Source organism: Achromobacter sp. 77, from assembly GCF_020541125.1.
Taxonomy (GTDB): domain Bacteria; phylum Pseudomonadota; class Gammaproteobacteria; order Burkholderiales; family Burkholderiaceae_B; genus Achromobacter; species Achromobacter mucicolens.
Window position 1 is genome coordinate 4,234,315 of the sequence record NZ_CP059848.1, and the last position, 17,732, is coordinate 4,252,046.

The following is a 17,732-nucleotide window of genomic DNA, read 5'->3' on the forward strand; positions in this document are numbered from 1 at the left end:
TGGATCTGCCATGCGATTGCCCCTCAATACGCTTCCTGCGTTTCGCGTTGTCGCGGAATTGCAGAATCTTCGCGCTGCGGCGGAGCGCCTTCACCTTACACATAGCGCGGTCAGCCAGCAGATCAAGGTGCTGGAAGAGCAGATTGGTTTTTCGCTCTTCGAGCGCAGCGGGCGCGGCATCGTCCTCAACTCCGCGGGCGCGGCACTTCTGTGCAGCGTGCAAGGCGCCATGGCGCTGCTCGATGAAGGGCTTATGGCTGCGAGCGCGGCTGCGTCCGGCAGCGAGCAAAGGCTGCGGGTGTCCGTGCTGCCTTCGTTTGCCCAGCGGTGGTTGCTTCCGCGCATGGCGCGTTGGCGCGCACGGCATCCCGGCCTGGCGTTGGAGATCGAGACGTCCCAGCAATTGGTCGACTTGTTGCGCGACGGCTTTCATGCCGCGCTTCGAATCGGGCAAGGGCCCTGGCCCGGGGTGGAATCGGAGCCGCTGTTCGATGTGCCCTTGCCGCTCATCGTGCTTGCTTCGCCCGAGACGATGGCCGCCCTGCCCGACAACTCCCCCCAAACGTTGGCGCGCCAACCGCTGCTGGGCGAACGTGAGCTATGGCAGCATTGGTTTGCTGCAGCCGGATTTTCGACGCAGGTCACGCCTGTGGCGTCATTCAACGATGCGGGGATGATGCTGCAAGCAGCTGAGCAGGGGCTGGGAATTACGTTGGGCCGAGAACTGCTGGCGGCGGATGCGCTGTGCGCGGGGCGGCTTGTGCAGGTGTCGCCGGTGCGCGTGCACTACGAATTGGCGCAGACCTATCACCTGGTCTATCGGCCAAGCTTGCGGGACTGGGCGCCCCTGGCCGAGTTCAAGCAGTGGCTGCGCGACGAACTGGAAATTTCGCGCCAGACTCTGGTGACCTCCAAGTCCGAGGACGAGGCCTAGTAAAAAAAAGGTAAAGCAGCGTGCAGCCGCTTTACCTTGACCAAAACACGGCGTCCGGCAGGACCTAGCCTCAAACAGCCTGGGTTCGCTTCGCTCGAAACCCAGGCGGACGCCGCGACGGCGGCAGTCAATCTTCAGTCCCGCATCAGGCGACCTTGCGGGCGGATGCGGCGACCGGCTGCATCGAGTCGGTTTCGTTGAACCGCTGGTGCCACGAGAACGCTTCTTCGAGCAGATGCGGCGTCTGGCCGCCGCGTTCGCAGGCGCGGTCGAAGTAGTCTTGCAGCGCGTCGCGGTAAGACGGATGCACGCAGTTCTGGATGATGGCCCGCGCGCGCTCGCGCGGGGCGAGACCGCGCAGGTCGGCCAGACCGCATTCCGTGACCAGCACATCGACATCGTGCTCGGTGTGATCGACGTGGGACACCATCGGGACCACGCTGGAGATGTCGCCACTCTTGGCCATCGACTTGGACACGAAGATCGAGATATGCGCGTTGCGGGCGAAGTCGCCTGAGCCGCCAATGCCGTTCATCATGTGCGTGCCGCCCACGTGCGTGGAATTCACGTTGCCGTAAATGTCGAATTCCAGCGCCGTATTGATGGCAATGATGCCAAGGCGCCGCACGATTTCAGGCGCGTTGCTGATCTCTTGCGGGCGCAGCACGATGCGCTGGCGGTAGTGTTCCATGTTGGCGAGGATCTTTTCATACACCGGCTTGGACACGGTGATGGAGGACGCCGATGCGAATGCGAGCTTGCCCTGGTCGAGGAGCTCGATGGCGCTGTCCTGCAGCACCTCGGAGTACATGACCAGGTTCTCGAAGTCTGATGACTCGAAGCCGTGCAATACCGCATTGGCGATGGTGCCGATGCCAGCCTGCAGCGGCAGCAGCGAATTGGTCAGACGGCCGGCGTTGACTTCGCCGCGCAGGAATTGGTTGATGTGGCCCGCGATCGCGCTGGTTTCTGCATCGGGCGGCAGCGCGTTGGAGGGGCTGTCGGGCTCTTGCGTGATGACGATGGCGGCGATGCGGGAAGGATCCACTTCGATGAAGGGCTGGCCGATGCGCTGGTCTGCCGACACCAGGCCGATGGGCTGGCGGGCGGGACGACCGCCGGGGATGTAGATGTCGTGCAGACCTTCGATGGCCGCGGGCACGCTCGTGTTCAGTTCGACGATGATCTTGTCGGCCTGTTGCACGAACGACGCCGAATTGCCCACCGACATCGTCGGCACGATCGCGCCGGTTTCGGTGATGGCGGCGGCCTCGATGATGGCCACGTTGATGGGGCCCAGGTGACCGGCCCGCAATTGTTCCACCGTTTCGGACAGGTGCTGGTCGATGAAGGCGATTTCGCCTTGATTGATCTTGCGGCGCAGGGTCGTGTCGACCTGGAACGGCAGGCGCCGTGCGAGCGCATTGGCCTGCGCCAGCATCTTGTCAGTGTCGTGCCCGAGCGATGCGCCGGTGATCAAGGTGATGGAGAGCGGCTCGCGTTCGGCTCGCGCGGCCAGCGCGGCGGGCACCGACTTACAGTCGCCCGCCCGGGTAAATCCGCTCATTCCGACGGTCATTCCGTCCTGAATCAGTAAGGCGGCCTGTTCGGCTGTGGTGATCCGGGCGTGCAGTTCTGGGTTGCGGATCCGGTCGAAAGGCATGTTGTCTCCAAATTCAAAGGCTTGCGGCTTAGGGCCGGGCGCGGCGAAGGATCTTCAGCGCCCGGGCACCGTCTGACGCGGCGTTTCCCGAGGTTCCAAGGGCCGCGGATGCGGGCGATGGAACGATTTTTCGGCAGTATAGGAACGCGGGCGGAAATCTCGTAATGACTTAAAATCATCCCATTCAGTCGTTTTTTTCATCATTTGCGTTTTTGTCGCGCATCGCGCGAAGGGGCCAGCTTTCCCATGGACGTGCGCGCTTTGCGGTATTTCGTGGAAACCGTCCGCCATGCCAGCTTCACGCAGGCAGCGAAGGCGCTGTTCGTCACGCAGTCCACGGTGAGCAAGATGATCCGGCAGCTGGAAGAAGAAGCCGGCACGCCGCTACTGATTCGCGATGGGCATACGGCCCGCCCCACCGATACAGGCCGGGTCATGTACCAGCGCGGTCTGCAGGTGCTGGAGACCATGCGCCAGCTGTCGGAAGAACTGCGGCAAACCGCGGACCTGAGGCGCGGCGCGCTGGAGGTGGGCATTCCCCCGATGATCAATCTGCTGTTCACGCCGGTGGTCAAGCGGTTTCGTGAATTGCATCCCGGCATTCATCTGACACTTCGCGAAGGGACCGGCCAGGCCGTGGAAGGCCTGGTGGCCAGCGGCGAACTGGAGGTCGGAGCCACCATCCTGCCGGTCGCCCCCGACGGCGGCCTGGTTGCACAAGCGTTTGGCAGCTATCCGATTTGGGTGATTGGACCGCCCGACGCGCCCTGGTCCGGAAAAACCTCGTTGCCGCTGAGCGCGTTGCGCGACGCGCGGCTGCTGATTCCCACCGACGACTTCGCGATCACCCGGCGGTTGCGCCAGGCGTTTGCCGATGCGGGACTGCAGCCCAGCATCGCGGCGCAGAGCGCTCACTGGGATTTCCTGGTGGCGATGGCGTCGGCAGGGCTGGGGGTGGCCCTGCTTCCCGAACCCCTGATGCAGCGGATGAAGACGCGGGGCCTTAGCACCGCCAAGCTGGCGAAGTCCGGCATGCAGTGGGAAGTTGGGCATATCTGGCTGCAATCCGGCTATCTGTCGTTCGCCGCCCGCGCCTGGCTGGAGGTGTGCGATGCCGTGCTGGGCAAGCCTCGGAGCCGGGCGGCGCGCGCCCCCCACGGCTCTGGGAGTTGAATCCAAACGTTCGGCTCGTAAACAGGGGTTGCCAGGGGGCCATGGCCGCCCGCGGGCGACGCCCAAGCGCCCCAAACCCGGCCCCGTTTTTATGCCCGCCAACGGCGATATTCACCGCGCAGGCGTGAACTCTGGAATTTAGGGACGCAACAGCATTTTTGTTGCAACGGGCAGCCGGGCGGCTTGTTATGCTGCCGCCTCGACGCGAGCAACTCGCCCTAAGAACATGATCCCCACCACGTACCCTCTGCTCATGCGCGCCCGCCTCGTTCGCGCGCCCAACCTGGCGGCGCTGCTTGCCGCGCTGCTGCTGGTGTTCAGCTTGCTGCCCGCCTTTGCGGCGCCGCCCGCCACCCCAGCCGACACCGAAGCCGTGTTGGCCGCGGCGCGTAAACAGATCGACGAGATCCGCAAGCAGATCCCCGACCAAACGGACGACGCCGTGCTGCTCAAACAGCGTGGCGAAGCGCTGGATATTCAATCGAAAGCGGATGCCGCCACGGAGGCGCTGACGCCGCAGCTGGCCAGCGTGACGGCGCGCCTGAGCGAACTGGGCACGCCGCCGGACGGCGCCAAGGAAGCGCCCGATGTGGCGGCACAGCGCACGCAGCTTGAGAAAAACAGCCGCGCCCTGGACGCGCAACTCAAGCTGGCGCGGCTACTGTCGGTAGACGCCGGACAGACCGCCGAACAGATATCGGCCCAGCGGCGCAAGCAGTTCCAGGCGCGCCTGGGCGAGCGTCGCGATTCCTTCCTGTCTGGCCAGTTCTGGACCGAATTCCGCCAGGAATTCCCCCGGGATCTGGAGCGGCTGGAAGCCCTGCGCGATGACCTCACCACCGCCGTCGGACAAACGCCCAAGTGGGGCTGGCTGCTGCTCGCCGTTGTCGCCGGTCTGGCGATTGCACTGCGCGTCTGGGTTGGCCGTTACTTGCTGCAGTTGACGGCAACGCGCGTGCCGCCTGGCCGGTTGCGCCGTTCTTTCCTGGCCGTGGCCCTCGTCGCGCTGTCGGTCGCGACGCCCGGCGTGATCGCCTTGCTGATCCAGGCCGGCCTGGACTGGCGGTCGCAACTTTCGGACCGCACCGCGTCACTCCTGACCAACCTGGTGGCGACCGTGTGTTTTGGCGGGTTCGTGTCGGGGCTGGGCTTCGCGCTGCTGTCGACCAAACGTCCTTCCTGGCGCCTGCCGCCGGTCAGCGACATCGTGGCGAACCGCCTGCGCTGGCTCCCCGGCACGCTGGGCGTGCTGGTGGTCCTGATCTGGCTCGCCGAAAGGCTGCCTGTGCTGCTCGACGCCAGCCTGACGACGACCATTACGCTGACCGGCATCGTGGGCGTGCTGAGCATGGCGATGCTGGCTGCCGTATTGGCGATCAGCCGTCGCCTGCGCCGGCAGGTCATGCAGGACAGCGAAGCGCCGATCCCGCTGTGGGTCTCGCTGATGCTGGCCGCCATCTGGACGGTGCTGATCGTCAGCCTTGCCAGCCTGCTGGCGGGTTACGTGGCGTTTGGCAGCTTCCTGGTCAAGCAGGTGTTGTGGGTGCTGATCGTGCTGGCCTCGGCCTACTTGGCCTCCACGCTGATCGAGGACGGTTTCAGCACACTGTTGGGGACGGCGCACCGCGAGGGTGGCGAAGGCGAAGGGCCCAGCATGCGCGATCAGGCCGCGGTGCTGCTGTCGGGCCTTGGCCGCGTGGCGATCGCGCTGCTCGCCATCATTCTGGTGCTGGCGCCGTTCGGCGAGGCGCCGATGGATCTGGTGCAGCGCTTTGACCAGCTGCGTAAAGGTCTGGCCATCGGTGAGGCACAGATCCGCCCGGGCGCGGTGCTGCAGGCGCTGATCGTGCTGGCGCTGTCGTTGCTGAGCGTCAAGATGCTCAAGCGCTGGCTCTCGAACCGCTACCTGCCCACGACCGAACTGGATCCCGGCATGCAGTTGTCTGCCGCGACGCTGTTCGGCTACGGCGGTTTCGTGCTGGCGGTGGCGTTGTCGCTGTCCGCCGCCGGGATCGGTCTGGAACGGGTCGCGTGGATTGCGAGCGCGCTGTCGGTGGGTATCGGTTTCGGCCTTCAGGCCGTCGTGCAGAATTTCGTGTCGGGCCTGATCCTGCTTGCCGAGCGGCCGGTGAAGGTGGGCGACTGGGTGTCGCTCGGCGGCGTGGAAGGCGACATCCTGCGCATCAACGTGCGCGCCACCGAGATCCAGATGGGCGACCGGTCCACGGTGATCGTGCCCAATTCCGAATTCGTGACGAAGACGGTGCGCAACGTGACGCGGTCCAACCCGCTTGGGCTGGTGCAGATCAAGCTGCCCATGCCGCTGTCGACGGATGCCGAAAAGGTGCGCGAACTGATGCTGCAGGCCTTTGCCGATCACGAGGACGTGTTGGAGTCGCCTGCGCCCAACGTATTCCTGGACGGGATCGATGCTGGCCACCTGATCTTCAACGCGAGGGGCTACGTGTCCTCGCCCCGTGCGGCGTACGGCGTGCGAAGCGCGCTGCTGTTCACGGTGCTCAAGCGGCTGGACGAGGCCAAGCTCGAAGTGTCGTCGCCGCCGACGATGCTGATTGCGGCGGCGCCGGAGCCCGCGCAGGCGCCTGCGCCGATCGCGGTAGCCCCGCCCGCTTCACCCTGATTGCCCGCACGGCCGCCCGGCCTCGGCCCCGCCGTCTCAGCCGGGCGAATACAGGTCGGCAAACTGCTGCCGCTCCAGGCGGGGATTGCGGAGCGGCGGCGCGGTAAATGCCGCGCTGCGAGCCGACATCACGGGGTAGCCTTGCGGCGCCTGCGCCTGGGGCGCGACGGGCACGGTGCCTGCGGTCTGGACGGGCGTTTGCGGCGCGACCTGCGCCACCGCGCCGCTGTCGAACCGGTGATCCGCCGTCGTCAAGGCCGGATTGGTGCACAGTCCCTGCGCCACCAATGCCGCCTTGGTGCGGTCGTCGGTCTGGCACAGGATATCGATGGCTGCCGTTTCCAGACGCCGCGAGCGGTCCGCGTCCTTGGTCGACGCCGCCGCCTGCATCGTGCGCTCGAAGTTGCGGCGAAGACTGCATTTTTGATCTTCGATCGGAATCGCAACGTTCATCCCGAATCCCACGACGGAACCGCCGCCGCCCGCCGACACCATGCAGCTGTCGGACGAGAACGAGCCGTAGAAGCTCTGGCCGCCGACCGGCGGCGCGCTGCGCAACGTGCTGGTGCCGCTATTGCTGGAATTGAGCGTGATGCCCTGGTTGTTGCCCGCATTGGTCGACCCGGACGATGCCGAGGTCGAGGAGCTGGACGTGCTGGTCTGCGCCCCCGCCGACATGGCGGCAAGCGACAGGGAAATGGCTAGAACTATGGTCTTCATGATGTCCCCTCGCCCGGACGGCCGCAGCCGTCCGGATAATTCGGTCAGCGATTGAACCCGCCGACATGGCCCACCGCGCCGATGCCGTGTATCGACCCGAAAGCGCCGATGTTCGCTGCATGGAACGTCCCCGTCGCCGATGCGCTCGTTTCCGTCTTGCCGAATGTGGCGCCGCCGTTCGCGATGCTGTCGCCGACCATGATCGGCGCGTTGCCCGACACATGCCCGTAAGACTCGCTATTGGCGTATTGCCGTGTGCTGGTGACGACTTGCGTGCCGTCGCGGCTGAACGTGCCGCCGACCTCCGCGATGCCGCCCGTGCTGCCGAACGACGTCTGGCTCGATGAGCCGTAGCCGTTGATCTGGGTGGCGACCACCGAACTGCCGGTGGAGATGGATGACGCGGTACCGTTGATGGCGCCGGCGTGGCCGGTTACCGAACCTCCGACCTGGCCCGGGCCAGTGGCGTAAGCCGATGCGGCGAACAATGACAACGCGGCGACTGCTGCGAGCTTTTTCATTTGAGCTCCTCCTGATCCGTCTGCACGGATGCACAGGTGCCGGAGACCGACCGGCGCGGACCGTTACTCCCCCAGGTACTGCGCCCGTCCAGGGCCAGGGCGTGGGACTTTCGTATTGGTACGGAATAATTGCGCCGTCCTAGGCAGGTCGGTATCGGTTAAACGAACGACCGGGTCTTTCTGGCGGATGGACGCGCGAATTACACAAACCTGAAAGAGGAGACGCCGGGCCCATGCGGCCATGCGTATGGATGACGCCAAGCGTGCGCGAAGACCCGCCGTCCGGGCGGCTGTCAGCTCAAAGGATGGGTGTGCGCGCGGGCGGCTCGCGCATGATATCTAGCGCGCAAGAGGGCGAGCCCCCTCTTGCGCCAGGCGCAGCCACCAGCCGGTCTCGCGCCGCGCCAGCATCAGGTCCACGGCAACCATGACCAGCAGGAATCCGCACTCGGCCAGATTCAGATTGGCGACAACTTGATAGGTCGCCAGCAGGGCGATGCCGGTGACGCCGGCAAGATATGCGGGCCAAGCGGGCGGCACCCCGGACGCGACGGCTCGCGGGCGGCGCGACAGGCACAACCACGCCACCAGCGGCAGGCTCAGCATCGACAGAGGGATGTAAATGGCGATGGCCGACAGCAGCACGTCGACCGCGAACTGGGTATGCAGGAACAGGGACATCAATACGATCATGCCGACGCCCACATACCAGAGCAGGCGAAGGGAAATGAGACGAGTCAAGGTAACGGCTCGGTGATTCATCAATCTGGAAGCGGAAATTTCGGCCATACTACTCCCGGCCTTGCCCCCCCTCCCCCTTCAATCGGAGACAAAACCATGATTCAGGAGATTGCCAGCATCCACGTCCGCGAAGGACAGGAAGCGCTGTTCGAAGCCGGTGTGACTCAGGCGAAGCCGCTTTTTCTGCGCGCCAAGGGTTGCCATGGCATGGAACTGTACCGCAGCATCGAGCAGCCGCAGCGTTACACGCTGGTGGTGGACTGGGAAACGGTCGAAAACCACATGGTGGATTTCCGCGAGTCGCCCGATTTCCAGGAATGGCGCAAGCTGGTGGGCGGCTTTTTCGTCGAGCCGCCCCAGGTGCACCACGAACAGAAAGTGATCTGAACGCCTCTGCGGCGGGCCGGGCGGCAGCACCGCCCGGCGCTAATCTTGCGGCGGCTCGTCGTATTTTCGCGCGCTGCGCCGGAACGCGTCGGCGGGGTACTTGCTGGCGTTCTTCACCATCTTGCCGGCTACCGCCTGCGCGATATCGATGCCCAGTTGATCCGCCAACGCCACCAGGTACATCTGCACATCGGCGATCTCGTCAGCGGCATCCGCAAGGCGGGCGGCAGGCAGATTTCGCGACTCGTCTTCGCTTAGCCACTGAAACAGCGAAACCAGCTCGCCGGTTTCGCCCGCCAGGGCCATGGCCAGATTCTTGGGCGAATGGAATTGCTGCCATTCGCGTTCGGCCGTGAACTGGCGCAAGGCAAGCCGGATCTTTTCCAGGTCTGGCATGAGAACTCCCCCAGGAATGGCGCCTTGCTACACCGAGGCCAGGCGAGCGCTGGCCGCAAGCGCAACCGCAACCGTCGTGCGCACGTCGGCCAACGCCCTGTGAGTGGGCTGCGAGGCGCCCACGTGCCGCGCAAGGATGTCGAGTTTGTGCGACGTCAGCTCGGGCCACGCGCGGCGCGCCAGCGCCAACGTGCAGTGGGTGGCGTTCGAGAAAGGCATCCCCGTCTGGTCTGCCGCCGCGCTGAGGAAGCGCCGATCGAACGAGGCATTGTGGAAAAACACCGGCAGGTCCTCGACAAACGCCAGGAACGAAGAAAAGGCCTGCGCGACCGGTATGCCGTCGCGATCGACTTCGGCCTGCGTGATGCCGGTAAGGCGCGAAATGAAGGAGGGCACGCGCCCGCACGTGCGCACGACCTGCGTGTACTCGTTCACCACGGCGCCGCCCTCGCCGACCCTGACCGCCGCGAATTCAAGGATTTCGCAACTGGCGGTGGACAGGCCGGTCGTTTCAAGGTCGGCCACGATGAACGGGCCGCCCAACGCGTCAAGGGCTTGCGTGACCGCGGCTTGAGCTCGGGCCGCCGGCCGGGAGGGGCGTGCCGGTGATGCGCCGCTCGAAGGCGTGCGCCGAAAGAAAAAGCTCACGGGCCTACTCCGCGGGGTGCAGCGCTGCGAAGCGATCCGAACCGTCGGCAAGCTTGCCAAAGAACAGCTCGGCCGGTCGCACCCACAGACCGCGCGCGTGCGGCCAAAGATGTTCGTACACCACCATCGATTCCTCGGTCTCGGAATGGCGGGCAGTGCCCACATAGCGATACAGGCCGCCCTTGTAGTGGCGGTGCGTGGCAAGTGCTAGGGCTTCGGATTCGGTCATGGACATCGGCAGCAAATGGCGTGGCCCGCTGCGGAAACTGCCCGCGCGGGCCACGGAGGATCGGCAATGCCGTCTTTATAGCGCAATCGGGACCCGCTTCGCGCGGGCGCGGCCTCGTCACGCGGCGCGCAGACGTGCCGTGGCCTCGACGCGGGTTTCGGTCAGGTCTTCGGTGACGCCGGCCAGCTTGGCCGATTGCGCGAGCGACACTTCAACGACCTGCCCCATGATTTCTGTGACGCGGCGCGATGAGGCGACGATGCCCTCCATCGTGCCTCCTGCTGACTGGACGTGCACCGCGCCGCCTTCGACCTGCGCCACCGACGTCGTGATGAGCGCCTGCGATTTATGGATCGCGTCGATTTGTCCGAGCAGATCAGCTTTGTCGGTGCTGCGGTATCCACGGATGAAGCGGCCAAGAGTATGCCAAAGCATGGTGACCTCCAGGGGTGAGTTTGCCGGCGTGCCTGGTACACGTGTATCTAATAGATACTATTAATCCCAGAAATTATCACGACTCATCGCGTTTTTTGGGATCGGTCCAAAATAAATCCAAATCGTCGTCATGATGCACACCCGGGTAATTCCGGATTCAAGCCGCATCCAGCTCGCGATACCGACGGAAAATCCCTTCGCCAAATGGAAGACGGCGTCCGCTTGCAAAATACGCCTGCAATTCGGGCAGCGCGGTCACGCGTTCGTGCAGCGCAAACACATTGGGATAATCCGCCGCCACCGTGGCCATGCGTTTGGGAAAGGCGTACAACAGCCCGTCGACCAGGTGATACAAGGACAGGTCGACATATGTCCATTTGCCGCCACCCGCCAGCCAGGCATCCGTCCCGTCCAGCAGCCGCTCGAAGTATCCCAAAAACTTCGGAATACGCTCTTCGCGAAAAACCCGGGCGCGACGAGCAGCCTCTTCCTTCTGGTCTTCGTAATAATCGCTGGCGGAAATGGGGTGATGGGTGTCGTGCGCTTCGGCCACCATGTCGGCGATCGTGAGTTGCAGCTGGTTTACCCACAATCGTCCTTCGAGCGATTCAGGGGCAAGGCCATGTTTCTCGCCAAGGAAAAGCAGGATGTTGGCCGTCTGCCCCAGCGTCATTTTTCCGGCCACCAGATAAGGCGGGGCAAACGGCGGATGCTTGCGGGCGGATCGCATGTCCTCGATCAACGTGCCTTCGTCGGCGCCCGGATCACGCGCCCGCTCCCGATAAGGAATGCCGCCCGCTTCAAGCGCCAGGCGCACGAATTCTCCCCGTCCGGGAATGCCATCCCAATACCAAAGGTCGTAAGTCATACGGTCTCCTTTCAGTTGGCGCAGCCGAATCTGCAGTCTGCAGCCGCAGCCGGCTGTTAGCAAGACGCATGCCGCAGACGCGAAAAAACGCGGCGATAAAAAAACGCGCAGACGGCGGGCCTGCGCGTTTTCGTGGGAGGGGCGTGTGCTTACCCCTGCGCCGCCTCTTCGAGAATCAATTCGGCGCCGCGTTCGGCCACCATCATGACAGCGGCCTGCGTGTTGCCGGAAACCATTTTCGGCATGACCGACGCATCCACTACGCGCAGGCCCGTCAGCCCATTGACCCGCAAACGCACGTCGGTGACGGCCGCCGCATCCGTCCCCATGCGGCAGGTGCCGATGGGGTGATAGATGGTCTGACCGTTGCGCCGGGCGAAATCCAGCCATTCGTCGTCGGCGTCCACATCCGGCCCCGGGCTGATTTCCGCTTGCACATAGCGCTGCATGGCGGGCCGGCCCACGATGCGCCGGGCCACCTGCATGCCGCCCACCAGGCTATCGCGGTCGACCTGCGCGGACAGGAAGTTGGGCCGGATGGCAGGTCCGGCCATGGGGTCGGGCGACTTGATGTGAATGGACCCGACCGACTCGGGACGCAGCTGGGCCACGCCGATGGTCATACCCGGGTGGCGATCCAGAATGCGTTCGGCCGCGTTGGCGTAACTGGCGTGCACAAAGAAAAACTGCACGTCCGGCGTGGGCAGGCCGGGACGGCTTTTCACGAAGCCATGCACCAACCCCGTGCCGAGCGTCAGGATACCTCTGCGGCTCAGGTAATAGCGCGCCACCTGCTGCGCCAGCCGCCAGCCGCGCGACATCTCGTTCAAGGTCACCGTGTTCTTGACGCGCCAGTTCATGCGCGTGGCGAAGTGGTCGATGTAGTTTTCGCCCACCGACGGCTGCGCGTGCACGAGGTCGATGCCATGCGTCTTCAACAGAGCCGGGTTGCCCACGCCGGACAATTCGAGCAATTGCGGCGACTGCACCGCGCCCATGCAGAGCAACGTTTCGCGGCGCGCGCGCACCATGTGCTCTTGCCCGTTCTTGCGATAGGCCACGCCGACGCAGCGCTTTCCTTCGAATACCAGCCTCGTGACATGGGCGCCGCATTCGACGCTGAGATTGCGCCGGCCGGCCGCCGGTTTCAGGTAGCCGTCCACGACGCTCCAGCGCCGGCCACGGTGCTGGAGCACCTGGTAATAGCCCACGCCTTCCTGGTCGCCGCTGTTGTAATCCGGGTTGAACGGCTGGCCGTCTTCGCGCGCGGCCTGCAGGAAGGCATTCGACACGGGAAAGCGCTCGGCGACCTCTTCGAGGTGCATCGGCCCGTCCTTGCCGCGGTGCTCGCCCCCCGGCGCGTAGTTCTCGATCTTGCGGTAGATGCGATCGGCCACGTCGCGGCCCCAACCTGCCGCGCCGGCCGCCACCCAGCCGTCGTAATCCTGGGGCTGGCCGCGCACGTAGATCATGCCGTTGATGAGCGTCGATCCGCCCAAGCCCTTGCCGCGCGGCACGGCGATGACCCGGCCGTGGACGTTGTCCTCGGGCTCGGTCGCAAAGCGCCAGTTGTATTGCGGATCGACCAGCAGCTTGGAAAAGCCCGCTGGAATCGGAATCCACATGCTGCGCGCCTCGTGGCCGGCTTCCAGCAGCAGTACGCGATACCTGCCATCCGCACTGAGGCGGTTGGCCAGGATGCAGCCGGCCGTTCCGCCGCCCGCGATGATGAAATCGTAGTCGCCCATCTTTTTCCACCGGGTTCCGGATATGCGCCGCGCGCCTAGCGCGCGGCCGTCACGCCCAGCGTTTCCACCATCAATTCGATCTGGCAGGCCAGCATCGGCGCGCCGTAATGGACCTTGCAGCCGCGCGCCTGCGCCGCGACGAGCAACGCGGTGTCCTTGGGCTGCATGATGACCTCGCAGACCAGTTGATCCGCCGTCAGGCGGCTGGCGTCCAGCGGCAGCGGATCGCCTTCCTTCATGCCCAACGACGTGCCGTTGACGACCAGGTCATGGCCGGACGAATCGGCGTTGCCCACTGAGATCTGCGCGTCCGGATGCAGCGACAGGATGCGGGCCTTGAGGTCCTCGGCCTTGGCCGGCGTGCGGTTGGCGATGGTCAGGCGCGACACGCCAGCCTGCACGAGTGCAAAGCCGATCGCGTTGGCCGCGCCGCCCGCGCCGGCCAGATAGACGCTCTTGCCTTCCGGCGAGACGCCGCAACTGCGCAGACCACGGACAAAACCTTCGCCGTCCAGCATATGGGCCACCAGACGCCCATCGGCCTCGCGCCGCAGGACGTTGGCCGCGCCGATCTTGCGCGCGACAGGCGTGGCGTCGTCGGCCAATTCCAGGATGGCCGTCTTGTGCGGCACCGTGACGATCACGCCTCCCAGGTTTTCCAGCCGGCGCAGGCCTTCAACCACGGCAGCAAGGTTGTCCGGCCGCGCGTGAAACGGCACGCAAACCCCGTCATAGCCGATCTTGGCGAAATGCTCGTTCATGCGCTGCGGCGTCTTCACATGGTGAATGGGGTCGGCCAGGATGCCGAACAGGCGCGTGTTGCCGCTGATTTCGTTCATGGGTGTCTCCGGATCAAAGCTTGATGAATTCCCGCGCGACGCCGGCAATGCCTTCGGCGTCGAGCTTGTAATGGGCGTACAGGGTGGTGGGCGGCGCAATGAGGCTGTATTCGTCATAGATGCCATGACGGCGCAGCCGGGTACCGGTGCCTGCGTCGGCCAGCACCTCGGCGACCGCCGATCCGAGGCCGCCCAGCACATTGTGCTCTTCGACCGTCATCATCAGCCGGGATTGGCCCGCAGCCTTCAGGATGGCGTCGCGGTCCAGCGGCTTGATCGTGGGCATGTCGATCACGCCTACCGACAGGCCCTCTTCATGCAACTGCCGGGCGGCGGCCAGCGCGCCGTGCAGCGTGATGCCGCACGCGATCAGCGTCAGGTCGCTACCAACATCGTGGACAATCGCCCGGCCAAACTGGAACGGCGTGCCGTCTTCATAGACCTGCGGATCGCGTCCGCGTCCGATACGGAAGTAGATGGGCTCGGGCCAGTCCGCGGACGCCTTGATGGCGGACGCAAGTTGCGGCCCGTCGGCAGGCGACACCACCGTCAGTCCCGCAAGCGCGCGCATGGTGGAGATGTCTTCGGTGGCGTGGTGGGACGTGCCATAGAAGCCCAGGCTGATCCCGGTGTGATGGCCTATCAGGCGCACCGGCAGCCGGGTGTAGGCGACATCCATCCGGATCTGCTCGCAGCACAACAGGCCGAGGAACGAGGCAAAGGTGGCGACGAACGGCATCATGCCGGTCGTCGCAAGCCCGGCCGCCGCCGACACCATGTTCTGCTCGGAGATGCCGAACTGCACATAGCGATCGGGGTAGGCCTGGGCGAAACGGTTCAAGCCGTTCGAGTACTGCAGGTCGGCCGACCCGGCCACGACCGGATGCCCCGCCTTCGCCAGATCGATCAGCGCGTCAGAAAGATAAGACAGTCCGGGGTTTACCGCATTGAGGGCGCGGTACTGCCAGGAATCGGGAGAGAGGACTTGTGCCTGTGCCATTCAGATCTCGCGGGAGAGGATTTCTTCGACAGCGCTTTGCGCATCTTGAGGAGCCAGGTAGCCCAGGTGCCAGCCCGGTTCGGTTTCCATGTAGGTCACGCCCTTGCCCTTGACGGTGCGGGCGATCACGCAGGCCGGCCGGGCGCGCGAGTCGTCGTCGCGCAGGCGGCGCAGCAACGCCGTCAGGTCGGCAAGATTGTGGCCGTCGACCTCGTGGACCTCCCAGCCGAACGCCTGCCATTTCTCCTTCAGCGATTCCACGCCCATGACGTCGTCGACCTTGCCGTCGAGCTGATAGCCGTTGCGATCGACGATAGCAATCAGGCGGGACAATCGATTGTGCGCCGCGAAGAGCGCGGCTTCCCAGACCTGCCCTTCCTGCATTTCGCCATCGCCCAGCATCACGAATACGTTGAAGCCGCGTCCGTTCATGCGCCCGCCCACCGCCATGCCCACGCCGTTGGACAAGGCGTGGCCGATGGAACCGGAGCTGAAGTCCACGCCGGGCACCTTGCTCATGTCGGGGTGATCGCCCAGGGGACTGCCCAGCCGCGTGTAGCCGTCGAGCAGCTCACGGTCGATGAAGCCAAGATCGGCCAGCACCGGGAACAAGCCCACCGCGGCGTGGCCCTTGCCCATGAGGAAGCGATCGCGATCCGGCCATTGCGGCTCGCCTTGTCGCAGGCGCATCACATCGTAGTAGAGCGCCGCGAATATCTCGGCGCACGAGAACACGGAGCTGTAATGACCGACCTTGGCAATTTCAATGAGGCGGATCGTCTCAAGCCTGATATGGCGGGCCTTTTCCCGCAGCATCGCGATTTCCCCCGCGGTAGGGGTCCCCTGCTCCTTGCGCATCGCGCCTCCTCTTGTTGTATGGATATATGATATATAATATACCCATTGCGCTCGAATTGGCTATGCCGGGCTAGAATCGCTCCTGGGTTCGTCCCGCATCCCCTATACAGCAAGCCAGAAACGCCATGCCCAGCCTCAAACCGGTCAAAAAAGAGAACCTTTCCGTCAGGGTCTACAACGAAATCCGCAATGCCCTGATCAACGGGCAGTACGAACCTGGCGAACGCCTGATCATTGGCGAACTGGCACAGGAAATGGGCGTGTCCATCACGCCGGTTCGCGAAGCCATCTTCCGGCTGATCAGCGAGCAAGGCCTGGAGATGCAGGCGGCCACCGCGGTGTATGTTCCGTACGTCAACTCGGAAAAGCTGCGCGAGATCCAGCAGATCCGCTTTCACCTGGAAGGCATGGGCGCCGCCGAAGCCGCGCAGCACATCACGCGCAAGCAGCTCGACAACCTGATCGCGCTGCAGCGCGATTTCATCTCGTGCACCTCCACCGATCCCAAACGCGCCAGCTACCTGAACCGAAAGTTCCACTTCGCCATCCTGGAAGCCAGCAACAAGCCCATCCTGCGCAACACGGTCGAGTCGTTCTGGGTCATCACCGGCCCCATCCTCAAGGTGTTTCACGTCAAGACGGCGGGGCTGGATTACTCGCAGAACGAACACCGCCACGAGGCCGTGATCGAGGCCCTTGAGGCGCGCGATTCGGAAGCGGCGCGGGAAGCGATTCAGGCCGACCTGGTATGGGGCGGAAAGATCATGATCGACTGGCTGGTCGAACGGGAAAAAGAACTCGACTACCGCCCCCCCGGGGCCCGCAAATAGGAAGACGCCATGCTGAAGATTTTTGGAGCACCCAGCCGCTACATCCAGGGATCGGGCGCCCTGGAAACGTTGGGACAATATGCGGCGCTGTTCGGAAGACGCGCCGCGCTCGTCATCGACAGCTACGTCCATGGCGTGCTGGGTCCAAGAATCGAGGCGGTGTGCGCCGGGCACGGCGTGACGCTTGTGCCGCTGATCGTGGAGGGCGACCTGACGCCCGAGGTCATTGACGGCTTGCGCGCCCAGGCCGCACCCGCGGGCATCGACATGGTCATTGCGGTGGGCGGCGGCAAGTCGCTGGATGCGGGCAAGGCCGTTGCGAAGTCGTCCCACTGCCACCTGATCACCGTTCCCACGGTGGCGTCCAACGACGCGCCCACCAGCAAGAACTACGTGCTTTACGACGCGCATCACAATCTCCTTGCCGTCGAGCACATGCTGTTCAATCCCACCATCGTGCTGGTCGACACCGCGATCATCGCGACCGCGCCGGTGCATTTCTTTCGCGCCGGACTGGGCGATGCGATTTCCAAGAAGTTCGAAGCCGAGCAATGCCAGCGCAATGGCGGCAAGAACATGTATGACGCGGCGCCGCTGCTCACGGCCCAGCTCATTGCGGACGGCTGCCTGCGCACGCTGATGGCGGACGGCGCTGACGCCGTGGCCGTGGCGGGAACCGGCCAGCCCACGCCCGCATTCGAGCGCGTGGTGGAAGCGATGATCCTCATGAGCGGTCTCGGTTTCGAAAGCGGCGGCCTGTCCATTGCCCACGCCCTGACGCGCGGGCTGCCTAAGATCAACGGCATCGCGACGGCGCTGCATGGCCTGCAGGTCGCGGTGGGCCTGCTGGTGCAGCTGGACCTGGAAAGCCGCGGCGATGGGATGTTGGCCGATCTGCAACAGTGGTACGCCCAGGTCGGCCTGCCGACCACGCTGCGCGAACTCGGCGCGCCCGGCCAGCCGACCGACGCGGAATTGACGTTGGCCGCGGACCTCAGCCTGAAAGCCAGGCATGCCGCCAACTTTGATCGCACGCTGGATGTGAGCACGCTGGCTGAGGCCTTGCGGCGCCACGCCTGATCGGGCTTAGCGCAAGAAAGC

The 17,732-nt window shown here is 64.7% G+C and carries 18 protein-coding genes and 1 pseudogene; 6 read left to right on the forward strand and 13 right to left on the reverse strand.

Translation table 11 applies throughout. From position 1 onward, the window contains the following. Positions 1-10 precede the first annotated feature (10 nt). Positions 11-934, forward strand: coding sequence for a LysR substrate-binding domain-containing protein (locus tag H4P35_RS19630; RefSeq protein WP_226846629.1), 924 nt, complete (start codon positions 11-13; stop codon positions 932-934). Positions 935-1,079: 145 nt separating this feature from the next. On the opposite strand, the gene H4P35_RS19635 is transcribed toward H4P35_RS19630, so the two are convergent. Next, positions 1,080-2,597 carry an acetyl-CoA hydrolase/transferase family protein gene (locus H4P35_RS19635; RefSeq protein ID WP_217618811.1) on the reverse strand — a complete coding sequence of 506 codons (1,518 nt, stop codon included), beginning with the start codon at positions 2,595-2,597 and terminating at the stop codon, positions 1,080-1,082. Between the two features lie 246 nt (positions 2,598-2,843). On the opposite strand from H4P35_RS19635, the gene H4P35_RS19640 reads away from it, so the two are divergent. Beyond that, positions 2,844-3,770 (forward strand): LysR family transcriptional regulator, encoded by a 927-nt coding sequence (locus H4P35_RS19640; RefSeq protein ID WP_226846630.1) that lies wholly within the window; start codon positions 2,844-2,846, stop codon positions 3,768-3,770. Positions 3,771-3,996: 226 nt separating this feature from the next. Continuing rightward, a complete protein-coding gene (locus tag H4P35_RS19645; RefSeq protein ID WP_175155010.1) occupies positions 3,997-6,411 on the forward strand; it encodes a DUF3772 domain-containing protein in 2,415 nt (804 codons plus the stop codon). A 36-nt stretch (positions 6,412-6,447) separates the two neighbouring features. On the opposite strand, the gene H4P35_RS19650 is transcribed toward H4P35_RS19645, so the two are convergent. From H4P35_RS19650 to H4P35_RS19660, 3 genes are all read right to left on the reverse strand, one after another. Then, on the reverse strand, positions 6,448-7,131 hold the full coding sequence (locus H4P35_RS19650; protein WP_226846631.1) for a hypothetical protein: 684 nt from the start codon (positions 7,129-7,131) through the stop codon (positions 6,448-6,450). 44 nt (positions 7,132-7,175) lie between these two features. After that, positions 7,176-7,652 carry a hypothetical protein gene (locus H4P35_RS19655; RefSeq protein ID WP_056326939.1) on the reverse strand — a complete coding sequence of 159 codons (477 nt, stop codon included), beginning with the start codon at positions 7,650-7,652 and terminating at the stop codon, positions 7,176-7,178. Positions 7,653-7,991: 339 nt separating this feature from the next. Continuing rightward, positions 7,992-8,393 carry a hypothetical protein gene (locus H4P35_RS19660; protein ID WP_226846632.1) on the reverse strand — a complete coding sequence of 134 codons (402 nt, stop codon included), beginning with the start codon at positions 8,391-8,393 and terminating at the stop codon, positions 7,992-7,994. Positions 8,394-8,489: 96 nt separating this feature from the next. Here H4P35_RS19660 and H4P35_RS19665 point away from each other — a divergent pair, with 96 nt between their 5' ends. After that, positions 8,490-8,780 carry an antibiotic biosynthesis monooxygenase gene (locus H4P35_RS19665; protein ID WP_056326936.1) on the forward strand — a complete coding sequence of 97 codons (291 nt, stop codon included), beginning with the start codon at positions 8,490-8,492 and terminating at the stop codon, positions 8,778-8,780. Positions 8,781-8,819: 39 nt separating this feature from the next. Here H4P35_RS19665 and H4P35_RS19670 read toward each other — a convergent pair whose 3' ends face one another. From H4P35_RS19670 to H4P35_RS19710, 9 genes and pseudogenes are all read right to left on the reverse strand, one after another. Next, positions 8,820-9,176 (reverse strand): nucleotide pyrophosphohydrolase, encoded by a 357-nt coding sequence (locus tag H4P35_RS19670; protein ID WP_226846633.1) that lies wholly within the window; start codon positions 9,174-9,176, stop codon positions 8,820-8,822. A 27-nt stretch (positions 9,177-9,203) separates the two neighbouring features. Further along, on the reverse strand, positions 9,204-9,824 hold the full coding sequence (locus tag H4P35_RS19675; RefSeq protein ID WP_226846634.1) for a PolC-type DNA polymerase III: 621 nt from the start codon (positions 9,822-9,824) through the stop codon (positions 9,204-9,206). A 4-nt stretch (positions 9,825-9,828) separates the two neighbouring features. Beyond that, the gene (locus H4P35_RS19680; protein WP_062841788.1) at positions 9,829-10,053 is read right to left on the reverse strand and encodes a DUF1653 domain-containing protein; all 225 of its coding nucleotides are present in this window, start codon (positions 10,051-10,053) and stop codon (positions 9,829-9,831) included. Between the two features lie 117 nt (positions 10,054-10,170). Continuing rightward, positions 10,171-10,389 (reverse strand): annotated as a pseudogene (locus H4P35_RS19685) (methyl-accepting chemotaxis protein); the annotation flags it as partial. A gap of 256 nt (positions 10,390-10,645) precedes the next feature. Then, entirely contained in the window at positions 10,646-11,356 is a 711-nt protein-coding gene (locus tag H4P35_RS19690; RefSeq protein WP_056326928.1) for a glutathione S-transferase, read from the reverse strand. 149 nt (positions 11,357-11,505) lie between these two features. Further along, positions 11,506-13,104 (reverse strand): GMC family oxidoreductase, encoded by a 1,599-nt coding sequence (locus tag H4P35_RS19695; protein ID WP_226846635.1) that lies wholly within the window; start codon positions 13,102-13,104, stop codon positions 11,506-11,508. 35 nt (positions 13,105-13,139) lie between these two features. Further along, positions 13,140-13,943, reverse strand: a complete 804-nt coding sequence (locus H4P35_RS19700) for a shikimate dehydrogenase (RefSeq protein ID WP_226846636.1) — start codon at positions 13,941-13,943, stop codon at positions 13,140-13,142. Positions 13,944-13,956: 13 nt separating this feature from the next. After that, the gene (locus H4P35_RS19705; RefSeq protein WP_180098156.1) at positions 13,957-14,943 is read right to left on the reverse strand and encodes a transketolase family protein; all 987 of its coding nucleotides are present in this window, start codon (positions 14,941-14,943) and stop codon (positions 13,957-13,959) included. After that, the gene (locus H4P35_RS19710) at positions 14,944-15,759 is read right to left on the reverse strand and encodes a transketolase (protein ID WP_226846637.1); all 816 of its coding nucleotides are present in this window, start codon (positions 15,757-15,759) and stop codon (positions 14,944-14,946) included. Positions 15,760-15,926: 167 nt separating this feature from the next. On the opposite strand from H4P35_RS19710, the gene H4P35_RS19715 reads away from it, so the two are divergent. After that, positions 15,927-16,631 carry a GntR family transcriptional regulator gene (locus H4P35_RS19715; protein WP_063953167.1) on the forward strand — a complete coding sequence of 235 codons (705 nt, stop codon included), beginning with the start codon at positions 15,927-15,929 and terminating at the stop codon, positions 16,629-16,631. A 9-nt stretch (positions 16,632-16,640) separates the two neighbouring features. Continuing rightward, a complete protein-coding gene (locus H4P35_RS19720; RefSeq protein ID WP_056326917.1) occupies positions 16,641-17,711 on the forward strand; it encodes a glycerol dehydrogenase in 1,071 nt (356 codons plus the stop codon). Positions 17,712-17,732: the final 21 nt, after the last annotated feature.